The following is a 16443-nucleotide window of genomic DNA, read 5'->3' as shown; positions in this document are numbered from 1 at the left end:
TAATCAGAATACCCTATCCCAAAATCTTAAGTACAAATTAAAATTTATTACTTGTATTTTATTCCAAAATCAAAAGAATTAAGAAATAAAAGGAAGAATAAAGAGCAAAATCCCAACAAAATCAGGATTACGAAGAATATTAGATTTCTCGAATTCTCTTTATATCATCGATTAGTTCATTTAACTTTTCTTAAAGCTCAATTGGCTCCACAATACAAAAAACCATGTTCAACATAGAGGGCAAGGGTATGTCTATCTGAGAGCATTAGGAATTGAACCTCCTTTCTTCTGGGAACGAGATTAAAAAAAAGCCCTTAATTTATTCCTTGTTGAAGCCATAAGTGCCGTTTTCTAAGGGTCCTGACTTTCCAATGACCCGATTTATAATAGATAAAAGCCACTATAGCTGCAAATAGATTGGAAATTGGGAAAGCCCACCATATCCCTTCAAAACCTAAGTCTGTCTGGTAGGAAAGGATAAAGGCCAGCGGAAACCGCACAATCCACATATTAAAAACTGAAATCAACATAGAGGCCTGTGTAAAGCGCGCTCCATTAAACAATCCATTTAATACTTGTTGAACTCCCAACAAACCAAAACTCGGCGCCATTATCTTAATAAACTTAGAACCTTCTCGAATTACTTGTGGATCATTAGGAACAAAAAACCGAGTCAATGGCTCTGCAAGAAGAAATAATATCAGCCCAACACCAGTCAAACCAAAGAATGCAATTTTACTGCTTAGGTCCCCTATTTTTTCAGCACGTTTGATTTTCGCGGCTCCTATATTTTGACCAACAAGGGTGGTAGTAGCGATCGCAAACCCTAGAGCAGGGACGATGACTAAGCTTAATATTCTAGCTCCAATTCCATAGGCAGCCACTACATTACTTCCAAAGCTTGTAACCAACATCACCATCACAGTCATCGCACCAGCTCTGGAGGACTGCTCTAAACTTGCGGGGATACCTAAGGAAAATAACCGTTTTACCCATTCCCATTGGGGAATCATTTCTTTAAGCTTAATTCTAATTCCACGTTTACCTCCAAATAGAATTATCAAACCTACCACAGCGGAAATACCCTGAGTAATGACACTTGCTACAGCTGCCCCTGCTACGCCATAACCTGGGATGGACCCATAACCAAAAATAAAAAGGGGATCTAACACTAGGTTTAGAAAAACAGTCCCCAAAACGATATACATAGGAAGCATTACATTCCCGATTCCCCGCATCAAGGATTGAAAAACAAAAAACATAAAAAGGAACACAAAGCCCCAAGAAGACACTTGAAAATAAGAAACTGAGTCTTCTAGGATTTCAGGCCCAGCTCCTATCAGTACCATCAAAGGTCTCGCTGAAAGAAACCCAACCACTGCTAAGAAGGTGGAAACTAGCAATACCAAAGCCACTGTTTGTCCAGCAGAAAAATCAATCATTTTTTGATTGGAAGCTCCCTTGTACTGAGAAACAATGACCGTTCCTGCCAAGGTCAATCCAGCACCTAAGGACAAGACTAAAAACAATATCGGGAAACTGATACTCACAGCTGCAACGGCATTAGCGCCTAATCTTCCAAGCCAAAAAGTATCTATTAATTGATAAGCAGTTTGAAGAATGTTGGCCATGATAATCGGCCAGGCTAGCGTGGTTAAAGATTTAAAAATGCTTCCTTCAAGCAAGCCTTGGTTATTTTTCATAAGCTTTTCATCTCCCATTAGTCTACCTATCAACAATCAATTTAGAAGTAAAATAATTCCTCTAGGTATTCAAACAAAAAAAGGATTTAAAAGGACTTTCATCCAATTTAAATCCTTCTCAAGTAGGTATCAAATAGTTACTTCATCTTTAAATCCACTTCCTTCCCAGTAATTCTTTGATAATCCTGAATCATTTCAGAAACAATAGCCGGTTGCTGCTCTGCAATATTTTGTTGTTGTCCTATGTCAGATTTCAAGTCATACAATTGAATATTAGGATCATTTCCTACCTCTATATTTACAGTCTCAATTTTTGGAGCTCCTTTGTGAGGAGGAATCATCACATAATCTCCTTTTCTAATCGCTAGCCTACTTGTTGCTTCCAATATCAATTCATTTCTTCCTTGATCTGATTTTCCAAGAAAAGTATTCAGGAAATTTTCACTATCCTCCCCTTTTTTTGTACTACCTGCTAAGCGTCCCAAAGAAGTCATCAAGTCAATTTGAGAAACTAACGCATCAGAAACACCTGATTGAATAGTGCCTTTCCAATAAGTAAAAAACGGAACTCTAGTTCCAGCTTCAAACAAACTGTACTTACCCCCTCTCAGCGGCCCCGCAGGGGTATGATCGCCAAGCATCTCTACTGCATTATCATAATACCCATCATTCAATACAGGGCCATTGTCACTAGAAAATATGATTAATGTGTTTTCCAAGAGACCTTCTTCTTCCAAGGTTTTAATAAACTCCCCAATTACCCAATCTGCTTCAACAATTACATCTCCACGAGGTCCCATCCCTGAAGCACCTACAAATCTTGGATTGGGTGTTCTAGGGACATGTGGCTGTTGCAATGCATAGTATAGGAAAAATGATTCTTCCTTATGGGATTTCACATAATCCTGAGCTTTCTTCAAAAAGTGATCGGCCATATCCACATCGCTCCATTTAGCAGATGCTCCACCTTTCATAAAACCAATTCTTGGAATCCCGTTAACGATGCTATTGTTATGCCCGTGATGCCATTTCATGGTCAATAATTCCGGGTTATCCAACCCAGTTGGCTCACCATCAAAATTGGTTGAATAATCCACCTCAATAGGATCATTAGGGTCCAAACCATCAACATCCCCATTGTGAATATAAACTGTAGGAACTCGATCCTGAGTAGCAGCTAAAATGTAACTATAATCAAAGCCTACCTCATTTGGCCCTGGAGAAATATGTTCATTCCAATTAGTATTCCCATCACCTAAGCCCAAATGCCATTTCCCTACTATCCCAGTGTAATAGCCTTGCTCTTTTAACAACTTCGGCAAAGTCAATTGTGCCGTATCAATAATCAATGGTGCTGTACCTGGTAAAATATGGGCATTTTTATTTCTCCATGGATAAGTCCCAGTAAGTAGAGCATAGCGACTTGGAGTACAGGTGGCAGAGGAAGCATAGCCATTGGTAAATCTTAAACCTGCATTGGCCAACCGATCCATATTTGGCGTATTGATCTCTGTGGCTCCATAGGCTCCCATATCTCCATAACCCAAATCATCCATATAGATAATTACAATATTGGGTTTGGATGGGTTCTCTTCAATTTCTTCTTTCGTATCAGAAGAACAACTCACTAGGACACTAGATAGGCCTATAAATAGAGATAAAAGAATAGTAGATTTTAGGTTCATGTGTTATGTTTAATCAAATTTATTTTTTGTTTAATAGCACGGAATTACTTCCATTTTTCAAATGTTGATACGTTTCAATTTTATCTAAATCTTGGAAATCAGTTTGATTTACCCAACCATATTTCACATTCTCTCCATTTAGGTATCGTTCATAAAAGTTCACTCCATCTTGATCTGCGTAATGATAACTCTCTAAAACATCACCTTTTCCAAACATTCTTGGATCCCCTTGTTCGGTCAATTCTGTAAGCAATAGCATTCGCATCTCCTTGAGAATTTCTTGATATTCTTCCTCCAAAGCCAAATTTCTCATACAGTCTGGATCACTTTTAATGTCAAACAATTCTTCTTCATTTCTTTTACCAAATGACCAATTCCAAAATCGAAATGTATCTGGAGAATAAATACTATTCAAAACTACCGTTTTGGTAGCCCCTCCATCAGTATTTAGATATCCAGTTTCGGGATTTCCTGCGGGCCATCTATCGGTTTTAAAGTTTTTCAGGTAAAGCATTCCATCTTTGAATATCCCACGAATAGGATACCCTTCATCATTTGGTCTACCCACATCATGTCGCTCCTTTCCGATCAAAACCTGGTCCCTAAAATCAGTAACTTTTCCTTCTTGTTCTGAAAATAAAATCTCCGTTAAACTTTTCCCTGTAATAGCTTCCATTCCTGAATTTTCCTCAGAAATTCCTGCCAACTCTAAAAATGTAGGGGCAAAATCAATAAAGCTTACCAAGTCCTCTACCTTCCTACCTGTGGCCTTAATTCCTGCAGGCCACATCATCGCCAAAGGTAAGTGGTTTGAATATTCATATTCCTGCCCCTTGATTCTTGGGAATGCCATGCCATTATCTGAAGTAACAATGATCAAGGTATTCTCCAACTCACCAGAGGCCTCCAACTGATCCAGCATTATTCCTAGCTGCTGATCGAAATATTCTATTTCAAAGGCATAATCCAATAGGTCTGTTCTGACAGAGTCCACTTTAGGCCAAAAGGAAAAAATGGCTTCATCGTTCACTTGGCTTAGTTGCTTTCCTCCCTTCGCTATTCCGGAGCCATATTCATAACCTCTGTGTGGTTCTAAACCTCCATACCAAAAAAAGAAAGGTTCTCCCTCCTCCTTATCTTTCAAAAACGCTTCAAAATTAGCTGCATAATCCACATTACTTATATGTGGTGTAGGCGGAGTTAACTTAATATCATTGTATCGATGAACCAATAGATCTCTTGGGCTTCCATCTTCATGTTTTGCCACTCCTGGCGCCCAACCTTTACCTGTATAGCCAACATGGTACCCATTTTCAGACAAAGATTCTGCGACAGACTTAAACTTCACCGGAAAATAAGCCCAATGATTGACCGCTTCTTCCAGTTGCCAGGAATTCCTACCAGTCAAAATATTAGACCTGGAAGGTCCACATTTTGCATTAGGGGTATACGCATTTTGAAAGAGAATTCCCTGAGCCGCAACCCGATCAAAATTAGGTGTATTGATCCAATCGCTACCATAAGCACCCATATGCATATAGGTAACATCATCCATGATTGCAAAAAGAATATTCGGTAGCTGGGAAAACTTATTTTCTGAGTTACTGCAACTAAATATGGTGAATAGTACAATAGTATATGAAACCAGTTTTTTCAACATCTTATCCTTTTTTTTGGGGTGAATCCCTTCCTAACCTTAAAACAGAGACATTTTAGGGAGTCTTAATCTTAAAATATCACCAAGCTACTATTAATATTTTTGCTAATGACAGGTTTCATAATAGCTGAAACAGTCTATTTATTTTCACAGAATCAATCATACTTTTAAGTCCGTGGTTTCTATAATCAAATTACTTGGACTATGCCCATATTTCAAAATAGTGCTTAGATCTTGGATGAAGTTATCAATTAAGAACCATAAATTGATAAAACTCAAAAACTCAAAGAAATAGTAAAAAAAAACACATCGATTGATGCGTTTTAGGGAAAGAATACGTCACAGTTGTGAAAAAAAATTTAATTAACCTACTATTATGCTTAACAGAGTGAAAAATTGGTCTAACAAACATTTAAGATCATTACTTGCCCTTTTTCTTATTGGCGCTACAGTTTCTTTAACCAGCTGCTTTAATGATGATGAAACAATCCCAGTACCCCCTGCAGCTTACGTTTTGGTGTACCAAGGTTCTCCTGATGCTCCAGAAATGGACATCTATGCAAATCAGAACAAAATAAACAACTACCCAATCAAATATGCAGATGGTGTTAATTATGGACCATTCTATATTGGAGAAAGAACGTTCAAATTCACTTCAGTAAATTCCTTGAGTTCCATTTTAGAAAAGAATTTCACCATCAAAGAGGATAGTGTTTACTCTATTTTCGTTTTGGATCAGCTATCTCAAATCGATGCAATTTTGGTTCAAGATGAATGGGAAGAGCCTGTTGCTGAGGAAGCCCAACTTAGATTGGTAAACTTATCACCTGACGCCGGAGATGTTATTTTAGAAATTTCAGAACAAGAGTCTGCATTTGTAAATAACCTGCCTTTTGGAACTGCAAGTGATTTTGAAGGAATCGAATCTGGGACTTACGACCTGACAGTTAAGTCTTCTACTACCGGAGAAACCTTAGTCACTGCTACTGATATTGAGCTGAAAGGTAACCGGGTAATTACATTAATCTTAAGAGGTCTAGCATCAAGCACTGACAATGACAAAAAGATTGATTTACAACTGATTACCAATTATGTCAATTATTAAAAGTTAATCTCAGTCATTCAAATCCCAAAGCTTAGGCTTTGGGATTTTTTTTTGTAGAAAACTATACGTCCTCCAAAATGGACAAAATATTTCCTGCAGGATCCTTAAACCAAGCGATTAATGGTCCCGAATTTCTGCAGATCCCCTTTTCATCTGTTTTAATTGGATCTTGGTATTGTTCAAATACAACACCTTTTGCAATCAATTCATCCACTACTTTTTCCACATCTTTTACAGGAAAATTTAATACTGTGAAGTTGGCGGGCTGATGATTGGTCTTAGGATAAATCATGATTTGATTGTCATCAGGGAATTTTAAACAAAGTATCCCCATGGGCAATTTCTCCACTTCTACCCCTAAAATCTCCCTATAAAAAATTTTAGCCTCATGAAGATCGTCTACAGAGAACCCACCGAATGCTTTTGTATTCGTAAACATATTGTTAAAAGGTTTTGATTGTTAAAACAACTCAGGTAATTCAGGGGCTATTGTATCGAACCAATTTCTACAAAAAAATATAAAAAAAAAGGTTTGAAGACAGATATTCTTCAAACCCTTAGAGGAAACAGGAAATTAAATAGGACTCTTACTTTTCTGAACCTCCGAAATTTAATTTAAGACTAGCCCCAAACATACCAAAATTAGTTCCAAATCCTGAAATGGATCTCAACTGATGATTGTAAAAAGGCATCACTAAATAATTGGCATTTTTTGTTTCTACTAATCTAATATTTAGCCCAAAATTAAGAGTGGCAAATGGGTAGAATTTAGAATCTTCTGTTTGCAATACTTCTGTTTGAGAAACGGCCTTACTGGCCAATGCAAATGCACTACTATTTGCATCAGATAAGTTATTGACAGCTACTTGTTCATTTACGGTAGTCATTTGTTCTGCACTTTGATTAATCGCATACAGATTAGAAAAACCTGCTTGGATGGAAACTGCATTATTTCTAGTTATCGGGTATTTAAAATAAACAGGCAACTCCAATTGAACTTGCTGAATATTTTGCTTTTCCACTTGAGAGGTACGATACCCTGCAATAGTCACGGGCATTTGAGACTTATTTTGTTGGTTCATATAATTCACCCCAAAGCCAGAACCTATCGTCAATTTCCCTGGTAAATCCACATCCAACAACATCCCAACTCCAATGCTTGAAGCAGTGGTATTCACATCATCTTGCTGAAGGGTTCCAAAGCCAGGTGAAACGCCCATACCCAAGGAAACCGTCGTATGGTCTTTTGGAATCTCAGGAAAATCCTCTTCTTCTACTTTCGCTACTAAGTTATTCTCCTGGGCTTTATTGATTTTAACAACTGTTTCCCGCACTGACTTAGCTTCAGGTTGCTTTTCTAGGGCAGCAATCAATCCTGATGAGGAAGATGGCAATTCAGCATTTTTCTTTACCTCTTCTTTTAATTTTAAAGAATTCTCGATCTCCTTCTCTTCTAATTCCTTCACTTCTTCAAGTGCAACCAAATTTTCTTTCTTACCAGCGTTGCTTACAAATGGATCAGCCTCAATTCCCTGGCCTGGTTCCTCGACAGAACTTTTTTCCTCCAGTCCATTTCGGTTAACAGCTTCACTCTGCACCTTTTCAATAGACTTAGCCAATAATTCTGGCTCAACGCTTTCATCCACCTCCCCGCGTAATCCGGTGTCAAGAGCATTATCTAGAATAGGATTCTCTTCCTGCTCAAGGGTTTGTTCTGATAGCATCTCCGATGTATCCAGTTCTTGGTTGGGTATAAAATCACTATCCAGAAAAACTTGACTGATTCCAACTAATAGAAGTAGAGATGCTGCTACAGCCCCCATCCAATAATAGGCAGCACGACGTTTTCTGGAATTCCTCACTTTTTGAAATTCCTCCCAAGCCCCGATTTCGTAAGGCAATTGCCCCTCCTCCAGATGTTTTTTCAGGGAAGAAGCAATCCATTCATCCGACTTATCTTCCTTCATATTCTCTTAAATGTATATGGACCAATTGTCGAAGTTTAACCTTAGCTCGAGTCAAATAAACTCTGGATGAGCCTTCAGTTATTCCCATTCTATCCGAAATTTCTTTATGACTGTATCCCTCCACTTCATAGAGATTGAATACTAGCTTTTGATCTTCCGGCAACTGGTTTATTAGCTTTAAAATATCCTCAAACCCCAAACTCGAAAGAGCATTTGCCTCTGCCTCATTTGGGATGTCTATTTCTAAATCAAGATGACTTTGAAACTTCTTGTTTTTTCTATAATAATCAATGGCAGTATTGACTGTAATTCTTCTAAGCCAAGCTTTCACAGTTTTAAAGCTTTCAACTTTCTTAATGGAAGCAAAAAATTTTAAAAAGGCATCATTGGTGATTTCTAACGCCAAATCCCGCTCCTTAGAATAGGACAGACTGATTCCCATGACATAGCCATAGTATTTTTTGTAGAATACCTCTTCATGTTTGGCAGACCTCCGTTTGCAACCGGCGATCAACTCTTCTTCCGTATAGTTCAATTCAATACGCTATTTCTTTGACAGTCAAATTTGGCTGATTTTTTCTTTTCTTATTTCATCATTAGGCATAGTTCTTTGCACCTAATCCAAAACCGCATGATCTATACGGTGAAAATTCTTAAGATGATACATTCCCGAATCTTCAAACTCATTCAGTTCTCCTTGAATAATTAAACACTGCTCTACTAAACCGCATGCATTACCATTGTCTTCGAGCGTAAACCCAAAAAAGAACAACAATAATATCACCTTAATAAAGACTTTCATGATGGTTTTTCAACCATTACGAGGTTGCTGGGCTCAATGCAACACAGACCTTAAAAAAAATTAATAGTTTATCCTAGGTTCTAACCACAAAGCCCCAAGGACTACTAAAAAGAGCGCTAAAAACACCCAATTTGAAACCCCACTTTTCTGCTCTCCAGATTTCACATCAATTTGATTCCCATCCCCTTCCCTAAAAAAAATAGCAAGATTCATCTCAGATCGAACGGAATTGAGGCCACTTTCGCCATAGACATATACTTCCATAGAGTCTGACAATGAAACCCAGCCTGAAGCCAAAGAAGTAAATTGTGCTCTTTTAGTCAATGGGTTGATGAGGTCTTGTTCAAAAAAAACAGTGTCTTGATTGAGCATGGTCGACTTCACCTCTAAATTGATTCCATTATATACTATCTCAGCAACTTGGTTGGTAAATACAGGTGCTGAATAATTCCAGTTTTCTAGTTCATTAGGAGTGACAAGAGAAAGAATTTCATCCCAAATCCGCTTATAAGCAAGTGTATCTCCACTTAGATATTTAGGAAATGTCTGGCTTATTAAACTGATTCCAATTTTTAAATCCCCCTTATCTTGAACAGCAATTGAATTATCAAACAAAGTTTTCTGACCCCTTTTTGGAACAAAAGAATAGGGTAAAACTTCAATCCCTGATTCCAAAACTCTATACTCCTCGGTAGTATTTCTCGAAATCTCAAAGTTTGTTTCATAAAGCTCATTCAACTCTTTGACATCTAATTCTGGGTTTTGAGTATTAATCAACAAAACCCCTGCAATACCGGGATTTTTACCGTCAGACCTATTTCTGGATTTAAGTTGATCTAAATCACTAATCACAATATTCAATGAGTCCAATTCTTGGGCTCCAGAGGCAATTTTACTAGATCGTGAAACTTTTATCTGCTCTTCTACTTTTGCTCCTTTTTTAATTAAAAATTGGCTTAAAGCTCGAACTTCAGGATCTGGAAAAGAGAACTGAAGGCTATAACTTTTGGGTTTAGTAGCTTTAGCAAAAAATCGGATTTTATTCTGAAGTGAATCATTTAAATAAAGGTCCATCTCATTCCTACCTGAAATGTAAACTGGAAAATCAAACTCAACGATATTGTTACCGGCACTAAGAGAATCATAAGCGATTCTTTGTTCAAGAATTTTGAGTTCAAGAAGAGATGGCTCATCCACATGAATTTCACCTGTTATTTTTTGAATCTCACCTTGGTTAAGAATTCCTCTCCAATGAATATTCTCGAACACCATCGAACTTGCATTTGGTATCCAAATCACTTTCTTTCCAACCAACTTATTCAACTCAAAACTTGAATAGCCTTGCCCAATCAAATAGACCGGATTCCCCTTCCCAACATACTCTTCAATAGTTAAGCCTCGTTTTAACCTCAAGCTATCTTTTAGGAAGCGAATTCTTTCATTAGAAAGATCTTTTGAATATACTAAAACTGATTCAGAAGCCTTAGTAGAGGTCCAAGTAGGATGAAATAAATAGGCAAGGAAACAAACCCCAAAAAGGATATTCAAAAAAGACTTTGCCCACTTCCTAATGTTGGAAACCTTCAAATTATAAATCCAAAACAACTGAATCCCAAGAACCAGGATGGTCAGGATAGAAAAAACGGTCAACCAGTCGATGGGAATTGAGGGATTAAAATTCATCATTTGATATTTTTCCAAAAAGCATGCTCCAACTCTTGCTGCTGTAGATAAGAAGAAGACTTTCTTTCACCACTTACCGCTATAGGATAGATAGACTCGAACAAGTGAATTTTTCCCTCTCTGGAAAGCTCACCTCTGGAAAGCTGCTTTAATTCCAATAATACAGACCATTCCTCCATACCAGAATATTGCATTTTGGCTGTCCATAATTTCCCAAATTCAGTAATGATCAAATGATCCGCATCATTCAATTCATTTTTTGAAATTAATCCGATCACTTGAGAAGCTAGCGACCCAATTTTCTCCTGAAGAATCAACTGCTCCTTTCTTATCTGTTGGTCTAAATCATCCAGCTCTCCAGTCAACCTTTTCTCCTCCTCTTTGATTGGAGGAGGGTCAAAACCAGTTCTCTTCACATACACTCGTGACTTTTGCTGCACGGATTTCAAATACTCCAGGGCCTTTTTTTCAAAAGGCAAGGCTTTCTCTGGTTCGTATAATCTCAAATAGAGTTCCGATTCCCACATTTGCTCCAAGGCCATTTTCAAAGCGCTTTTTGTCGATTCCTCATAAAATGTATTGGTTTCTTCCTCTTCGTGATTATGCATGTAAGCGCTTAACAAATCTCCCAACCCTGAATCATCTTCACTAGTATGTTCTTCTTCGGAATGGCTCTCTTCTGCTACTGTTTCGGAAGCCCCAAGATTAACTGCCATTTCATGTTCTCCCTCTTCGTCATGAGCATGCCTATACCCAGCCAAAATATCCCCATCATCTTCCACCATAGATCCTCCTCCTGCAGAATTCTCAAATTCTTCACCTAAGTATTGACCATATCGTAATCGCAATAATTTTTGATCATAGCCAATATTGTTTGAAGTTTCATTGAATGTTTGCTCCTTCATAGTGCTTCGTTCAGCAATCAATTTTTCCGTATCGATAATAATTTGACGCTGGCTTCTGAAATATTCAGGCAACACATTGATCGCCATTCCAGCCATTTCGGTTTCTCCTAATCCAGTGGAATCAACATACTTAATAAAATAAGTGTCTGACCTTGAAAAATTAGATTCAGGCAGTTTATTATCCTTTGCAGCCCAATAATAATACAGTTCATCCCCTTGTTGAAATTCCAGTGCTTTGAAGTCCAGTTGGGCATTGATCGTAGCTGATTTAAAATTCTTTTCCTCCAGATCGATCCTACTCTCACGAAACTTCACATTCTCTCCAGATCCTCTGGCTAACGTAGCCACCAAGTAAACCTCCTTCACTTTGAAATCATCAGAAACCCTAGCCTCCAAACTCATTACCTGTGGATCTTTCTGAAAATGAAATTTATACACATCTTTTTCAGAAGGCTGAATCAAAGGCACTTTATCCTCAAAAACCTCCATCGTGAAAAAAGAGGATTCAAATACTTTTTCTTCGCCTTGGTACCCTCGAAGGGCATAAATCCCTGATCCTAATGCTTCATCCTTTAAAGTATAAATTTGATTCTCCTTTGTAAAAATCAATTCCTCACCTTGAGAATTAACCATCATTACTTTCAATTGATCTGAATTGGAAAATTCAACATTCCAACTTAATTCAGCCCCCTTAATTGTCTTAATCTCCAGAGTATTTTGCTCTTGAACTGGCAGCCCTGTATATGCAGGTGGGCGAATAGTCACATGAAGTTCAGACAATGCCACAAGTGGAGCTGCCTCCTCAATTGCCAAAGTATTTCTTATTTCAGGTTGCACCATTTCTTGATTAAAAGAGGAAGTCCAGTCCACAAAACTCAACGCAAACACCCCTGCACAAATCAGGAAAAACATAAAAAACACTTTTAACCCTTCCTTATAAATGAAAGGATAATGTTCAGGAACCTGATTATTGATCCGCTCCCACTGAAGAGTTTCCGCTAGATTTTTCTCTTTTTTATCCAATAACTCAAGACTAAATTCCAAGGCAGGTAACCGCTCGTGAAGGATTTGTAAAGCATGGGATTTTTGATCTTTAAACAGTCCTTGGAAATAGGCTCCAATTGCAAATGAAATTATTGAAATAGAAAAAGTAATAGCCAATGAATCTTGAAATGCGTCAAACAACAATCCTGATCCTAAACCAATAAACAAAGACTTGATTAGCGCATTGAGCTTTAGCTGAAGCTGAATTTGGTCTATATGTTTTTCAATTCTACTCATATACCTCTCTGATTGGAGAAATAACGTTCTGCACCATAGGTAAGGACAAACATCGCAATTAATATGATCTCAAAGCCAGACTTTTTATCCTCTTTGGGAATCTCTTTTGCAATAAATCGAGCCTCTGTTTGATGATGAGTCACTTCCACAGGCAATGATTGTACTCCAATAAACTCAAGAAAGTTTACTAAAATAAATTCGGGAAGTTGACCATTCCTGACCATCTCAGAATGATCAAAATCCAATTGATCTTGAATCAAAACCACATTTTGATCCATTGAATACCCATGATTGGATACTAGAAAATAGAATGTGGAGGAATCCAATTTCTCAGGCTTTTGGGAATCGAAAACCAAATTCCCTTGGTCTTGTTGATCCGTTTCGACACACTTGACTTTCATCACCTCCGAAATTGACTTCATTGCTGCCCGAATAGTACTTTTTTCTTCCTCCTCTAGATTTCCTAGGAAATAGGATATTTCGAGCAACTCTTCCTTGGGTTGGTTATAGGAATTTGTACTACCTACTTCCAATACCCCTATTTCATTTTGTTCAAGCACATAGCTTGAATCAACCTTTATTGGTGTGAATGTCTGCCTCATTTTTGCAGATTTTGCAATGTGAATAAGGGGCTTCACAGGGCTAATGATTGGGATTTCAGGTAAATAACTTTGGGAATTAGGCAGGTAGATATGGAGCTCAGAAATTGGTCCTTCCAAGTTATTCAAGGCCTCTTGCACCCCTCTTTCAATCAGCCAGTGGGGGTTTATTTCAGAGTTCAAATCTGACAATTCAGGTTCCAGCCAAAACACTTCCTCTCCAGCGTCTAATGCCCTATCTATTTCAAATCTATATTCTTCAAAAACCTGCGAATCGGGCGCCACTAAATGTACTGTCTTGGTTTCATCAGGTAGTAACCAGGATTTAACAATCAATTTTGAAAGTAATAAAACTAATAGTGCCAACAGAATTAAACGTAAGAGCAGTACTAGTAATTGGTCTAAACGGATGGATTTGGATGATTGATTTTCTTGCTCAGAAAGCCATGCCATAGCAGCCCAGGAAATGGTCTTCCCCTTTTTACCATTCCATAAATGGATGGCAATTGGGATGGACAAGCCTAACAATCCCCAAAGTAATATGGGTTGTAGAAACTCCATTAGTGAAAAGACCTTTTAGAAAGAAATTTAGAAATGACTGACACCATGGGCTCATCGATGGTCTCTTGAATCAAATGGATATTGGGCTGGTGAAATGCTTCTTTTAAGGATTTCAAATACTCATCAATCGCTTGATTATATTCTTTTTTTGCTGCCGCTCCATCCAAGGTTATCTCCCGATCACTTTCAAGATCCATAAAAACAAAACTACCTTTCATATCAAACTCTACCTCCTGTTTTCCTAAAAGCTGAAACAAAACAATCTCTTTTTGTGGATGTTTCATTTCTTCTACAATTTCCACCCACTCATTATCCTTCTGTAAAAAATCAGAGATCAAAAGAATCAATTCCTTCTGTTTATTTTTCAATGCAGGAAAGGATTGCTTAGAAATAGGCCAAGATCCAGACGCCTCTTCAGATTCCAAACAATATAAAATACGCTGAAAGCTTTTTGGAGATGGAGCTACTTTTTGGGTAAGGTTCCCTTCATGAAAGGTAAAATAAGAAAGAGAATCTCCCTGAAGGTGGGCTAAATAAGCAATAGTTGCAATGATATTTTTGGCATAATCAATCCGCTTCACACCATTTTCTTCATAATTCATCGAGCCAGACAAATCCAGCATCAAAGTGATTTGTAAATGACTCTCTGCCTGTGACTCTTTGATCATGTATTTGCCAGATCTGGAGAAGTATTTCCAGTCCAATCTTTTGGGGTCGTCACCAGGTTCGTAATATCTGTATTGTTCAAACTCAGACCCGGCTCCCACCCGTTTTCCAAGGTGGATTCCTTGCTTGAGTTGTTCGCTGATAATCTTAGCAGACAACCTCAGGTTATTGAGCTTGATAATTTCCAGATTACTAGCTTGCATGTAGTGGTAGAGAATCTACAATTTGAGTGATCACTGCATCTGCTGCAACATTTTCTGCTTCTGCTCTAAAATGTAGTGATAATCTATGTCTTAAAACCGGGAAGGCTAAGGTTCGGATATCTTCCGGAGTGACAGCAAACCTACCTTTTATAATTGCTCTCGCTTTAGCACATAAAATCAAGGCTTGACCAGCACGCGTACCTGCCCCCCATTCCACATATTCCCGAACTGCCTCAACTTGAGAACTATCTGGTCTGGTAGACCTGATCAGCTTATTAATGTGCTCTAGTAATTTCGAGTCGATATGTACTTGTCGAGTCAGTTTCTGAAGCTTCTTCACTTCTGTGGCTGACAATACCATTTCAGGTTTAACATCATAGGTTCCGGTCGTCTTTTCCAAGACTTCCAATTCTTCTTTTTCAGAAGGATAAGCGAGTTTAATATAAAGTAAAAATCTGTCCAGCTGCGCCTCGGGAAGTGGGTAAGTTCCTGATTGTTCGATCGGGTTCTGGGTAGCAATAATTAAAAATGGATCTGGAAGTGGATGGATTTGCCCTCCATAAGTCACCATTTTCTCCTGCATTGCTTCTAAAAGTGCAGCTTGGGTCTTGGGTGGAGTTCTATTGATTTCATCCGCCAAGACCATATTTGCGAAGATTGGACCTCGGTTAAATTGGAAGAATTTCTTTCCTGTTTCATGATCTTCTTCTAAAATTTCAGTCCCTAAAATATCCCCGGGCATCAAGTCCGGAGTAAACTGAATACGTTTAAACTGAAGCTCCAATACTTCAGAAATGGTCTTAACCATTAGGGTTTTGGCCAAGCCTGGCACCCCTTCCAACAAACAGTGACCTCCTGCAAGAAAGGTAATAATGATCTCATCCAGAATTTCCTCCTGACCGACGATCACTTTAGCAATTTCTTTTTTCAGCAGCGGAATCTTCTCTACCAACTCCTTGTATTCTGCTAATTCTATATTTTCCAATACGTGTTAGGTTAAAGCATAGACCACTATGTTGACACCAAATTTGGTGTTATCAACTTTGAGGAAGCGCTTGTTTCTAAAATCATAGTCCCATTCGCAACCATAATCTTTATTACTATAAAGGACTCCTATCCTTCCATTGATCATGATGGCTTTGAGGTAGTCATGGACTAAATCATCGCCCCAGCCATTCAGTTCGAAAGAGGTGGCGGGAGGACCATCTTCAAATTTGAAGAAGCAATTATAAATCCAGTGGTCATTTGGGATTTTTTGTAAAGCATCTGGGCCAAATATTTCTGCCATTTCTGCTTCGAAGGATTTTGCAAAGAGCCCATCAATATCATGGTTGCAATCATCTGCAAAGACGAATCCTCCATTCTCTACATACGTTTTAAAATTGGATCGCTCTTGAGCCGAGAAATCCACCAATTTATGCCCACTTATGTAGCAAAAGGGGCTTTTAAATAGTTCAGGGCTGCTCAACTCCACCACCTTTTCGGTTTCATCCACTGGAATGGTCGTGTACTCTACCAAAGAATGTATCAAATTGGATGGCATCCTTTGATCAGTATCCCAGTTTCCTGAATTATATTTTATTCTTGTGAAAAAGAAAGGGCGCATGTAGTTGGTCAGTTTTTCGA

14 protein-coding genes and 1 pseudogene are annotated in these 16443 nt (G+C 38.2%); 2 read left to right on the top strand and 13 right to left on the bottom strand.

Features of this window, described 5'->3' with window-relative positions; all coding sequences use genetic code 11:
* Positions 1-220: 220 nt before the first annotated feature.
* A pseudogene (locus JYB62_RS19975) lies at positions 221-304 on the top strand (DinB family protein); the annotation flags it as partial.
* 10 nt (positions 305-314) lie between these two features.
* Here JYB62_RS19975 and JYB62_RS01285 read toward each other — a convergent pair.
* From JYB62_RS01285 to JYB62_RS01275, 3 genes are all read right to left on the bottom strand, one after another.
* Entirely contained in the window at positions 315-1703 is a 1389-nt protein-coding gene (locus tag JYB62_RS01285) for an MATE family efflux transporter (RefSeq protein ID WP_205643643.1), read from the bottom strand.
* Between the two features lie 137 nt (positions 1704-1840).
* Positions 1841-3388 carry a sulfatase family protein gene (locus JYB62_RS01280; RefSeq protein ID WP_205643642.1) on the bottom strand — a complete coding sequence of 516 codons (1548 nt, stop codon included), beginning with the start codon at positions 3386-3388 and terminating at the stop codon, positions 1841-1843.
* A gap of 19 nt (positions 3389-3407) precedes the next feature.
* Entirely contained in the window at positions 3408-5048 is a 1641-nt protein-coding gene (locus tag JYB62_RS01275; RefSeq protein WP_205643641.1) for a sulfatase family protein, read from the bottom strand.
* Positions 5049-5421: 373 nt separating this feature from the next.
* Here JYB62_RS01275 and JYB62_RS01270 point away from each other — a divergent pair, with 373 nt between their 5' ends.
* Positions 5422-6150 carry a DUF4397 domain-containing protein gene (locus JYB62_RS01270; RefSeq protein ID WP_205643640.1) on the top strand — a complete coding sequence of 243 codons (729 nt, stop codon included), beginning with the start codon at positions 5422-5424 and terminating at the stop codon, positions 6148-6150.
* A 61-nt stretch (positions 6151-6211) separates the two neighbouring features.
* On the opposite strand, the gene JYB62_RS01265 is transcribed toward JYB62_RS01270, so the two are convergent.
* The 10 genes from JYB62_RS01265 to JYB62_RS01220 all read right to left on the bottom strand — a co-directional run bounded on the left by JYB62_RS01265 (position 6212) and on the right by JYB62_RS01220 (position 16423).
* On the bottom strand, positions 6212-6589 hold the full coding sequence (locus JYB62_RS01265) for a VOC family protein (RefSeq protein WP_205643639.1): 378 nt from the start codon (positions 6587-6589) through the stop codon (positions 6212-6214).
* Positions 6590-6737: 148 nt separating this feature from the next.
* Entirely contained in the window at positions 6738-8117 is a 1380-nt protein-coding gene (locus tag JYB62_RS01260) for an outer membrane beta-barrel protein (RefSeq protein ID WP_205643638.1), read from the bottom strand.
* Positions 8104-8652, bottom strand: a complete 549-nt coding sequence (locus tag JYB62_RS01255) for an RNA polymerase sigma factor (protein WP_205643637.1) — start codon at positions 8650-8652, stop codon at positions 8104-8106. The genes JYB62_RS01260 and JYB62_RS01255 overlap by 14 nt, the downstream gene beginning before the upstream one ends.
* Positions 8653-8733: 81 nt before the next feature.
* Complete coding sequence (locus tag JYB62_RS01250) at positions 8734-8919, bottom strand: hypothetical protein (RefSeq protein WP_205643636.1); 186 nt, start codon at positions 8917-8919, stop codon at positions 8734-8736.
* A gap of 60 nt (positions 8920-8979) precedes the next feature.
* A complete protein-coding gene (locus JYB62_RS01245) occupies positions 8980-10605 on the bottom strand; it encodes a hypothetical protein (protein WP_205643635.1) in 1626 nt (541 codons plus the stop codon).
* Entirely contained in the window at positions 10602-12788 is a 2187-nt protein-coding gene (locus JYB62_RS01240; RefSeq protein WP_205643634.1) for a hypothetical protein, read from the bottom strand. Before JYB62_RS01240 ends, JYB62_RS01245 begins: the two co-directional genes overlap by 4 nt.
* Positions 12785-13948: a BatA domain-containing protein gene (locus JYB62_RS01235; protein WP_205643633.1), complete on the bottom strand. Its 1164-nt coding sequence runs from the start codon at positions 13946-13948 to the stop codon at positions 12785-12787. Before JYB62_RS01235 ends, JYB62_RS01240 begins: the two co-directional genes overlap by 4 nt.
* Complete coding sequence (locus JYB62_RS01230) at positions 13948-14817, bottom strand: DUF58 domain-containing protein (protein ID WP_205643632.1); 870 nt, start codon at positions 14815-14817, stop codon at positions 13948-13950. Before JYB62_RS01230 ends, JYB62_RS01235 begins: the two co-directional genes overlap by 1 nt.
* Positions 14807-15802: an AAA family ATPase gene (locus tag JYB62_RS01225; protein WP_205643631.1), complete on the bottom strand. Its 996-nt coding sequence runs from the start codon at positions 15800-15802 to the stop codon at positions 14807-14809. The genes JYB62_RS01230 and JYB62_RS01225 overlap by 11 nt, the downstream gene beginning before the upstream one ends.
* A 6-nt stretch (positions 15803-15808) precedes the next feature.
* Complete coding sequence (locus JYB62_RS01220) at positions 15809-16423, bottom strand: DUF4159 domain-containing protein (RefSeq protein ID WP_205643630.1); 615 nt, start codon at positions 16421-16423, stop codon at positions 15809-15811.
* Positions 16424-16443: the final 20 nt, after the last annotated feature.

Source organism: Algoriphagus lutimaris (genome assembly GCF_017051705.1).
Classification (GTDB): domain Bacteria; phylum Bacteroidota; class Bacteroidia; order Cytophagales; family Cyclobacteriaceae; genus Algoriphagus; species Algoriphagus lutimaris.
Note: the sequence above shows the minus strand (reverse complement) of the source record. Positions and strands in the feature narration are given on the sequence as shown.

What these genes read in the sequence shown, in the direction of transcription:
- JYB62_RS01285 (WP_205643643.1), bottom strand. Translation starts at nt 1,703, where the DNA reads ATGAAAAATAACCAAGGCTTGCTTGAAGGAAGCATTTTTAAATCTTTA.
- JYB62_RS01280 (WP_205643642.1), bottom strand. Translation starts at nt 3,388, where the DNA reads ATGAACCTAAAATCTACTATTCTTTTATCTCTATTTATAGGCCTATCT.
- JYB62_RS01275 (WP_205643641.1), bottom strand. Translation starts at nt 5,048, where the DNA reads ATGTTGAAAAAACTGGTTTCATATACTATTGTACTATTCACCATATTT.
- JYB62_RS01270 (WP_205643640.1), top strand. Translation starts at nt 5,422, where the DNA reads ATGCTTAACAGAGTGAAAAATTGGTCTAACAAACATTTAAGATCATTA.
- JYB62_RS01265 (WP_205643639.1), bottom strand. Translation starts at nt 6,589, where the DNA reads ATGTTTACGAATACAAAAGCATTCGGTGGGTTCTCTGTAGACGATCTT.
- JYB62_RS01260 (WP_205643638.1), bottom strand. Translation starts at nt 8,117, where the DNA reads ATGAAGGAAGATAAGTCGGATGAATGGATTGCTTCTTCCCTGAAAAAA.
- JYB62_RS01250 (WP_205643636.1), bottom strand. Translation starts at nt 8,919, where the DNA reads ATGAAAGTCTTTATTAAGGTGATATTATTGTTGTTCTTTTTTGGGTTT.
- JYB62_RS01245 (WP_205643635.1), bottom strand. Translation starts at nt 10,605, where the DNA reads ATGATGAATTTTAATCCCTCAATTCCCATCGACTGGTTGACCGTTTTT.
- JYB62_RS01240 (WP_205643634.1), bottom strand. Translation starts at nt 12,788, where the DNA reads ATGAGTAGAATTGAAAAACATATAGACCAAATTCAGCTTCAGCTAAAG.
- JYB62_RS01235 (WP_205643633.1), bottom strand. Translation starts at nt 13,948, where the DNA reads ATGGAGTTTCTACAACCCATATTACTTTGGGGATTGTTAGGCTTGTCC.
- JYB62_RS01230 (WP_205643632.1), bottom strand. Translation starts at nt 14,817, where the DNA reads ATGCAAGCTAGTAATCTGGAAATTATCAAGCTCAATAACCTGAGGTTG.
- JYB62_RS01220 (WP_205643630.1), bottom strand. Translation starts at nt 16,423, where the DNA reads ATGCGCCCTTTCTTTTTCACAAGAATAAAATATAATTCAGGAAACTGG.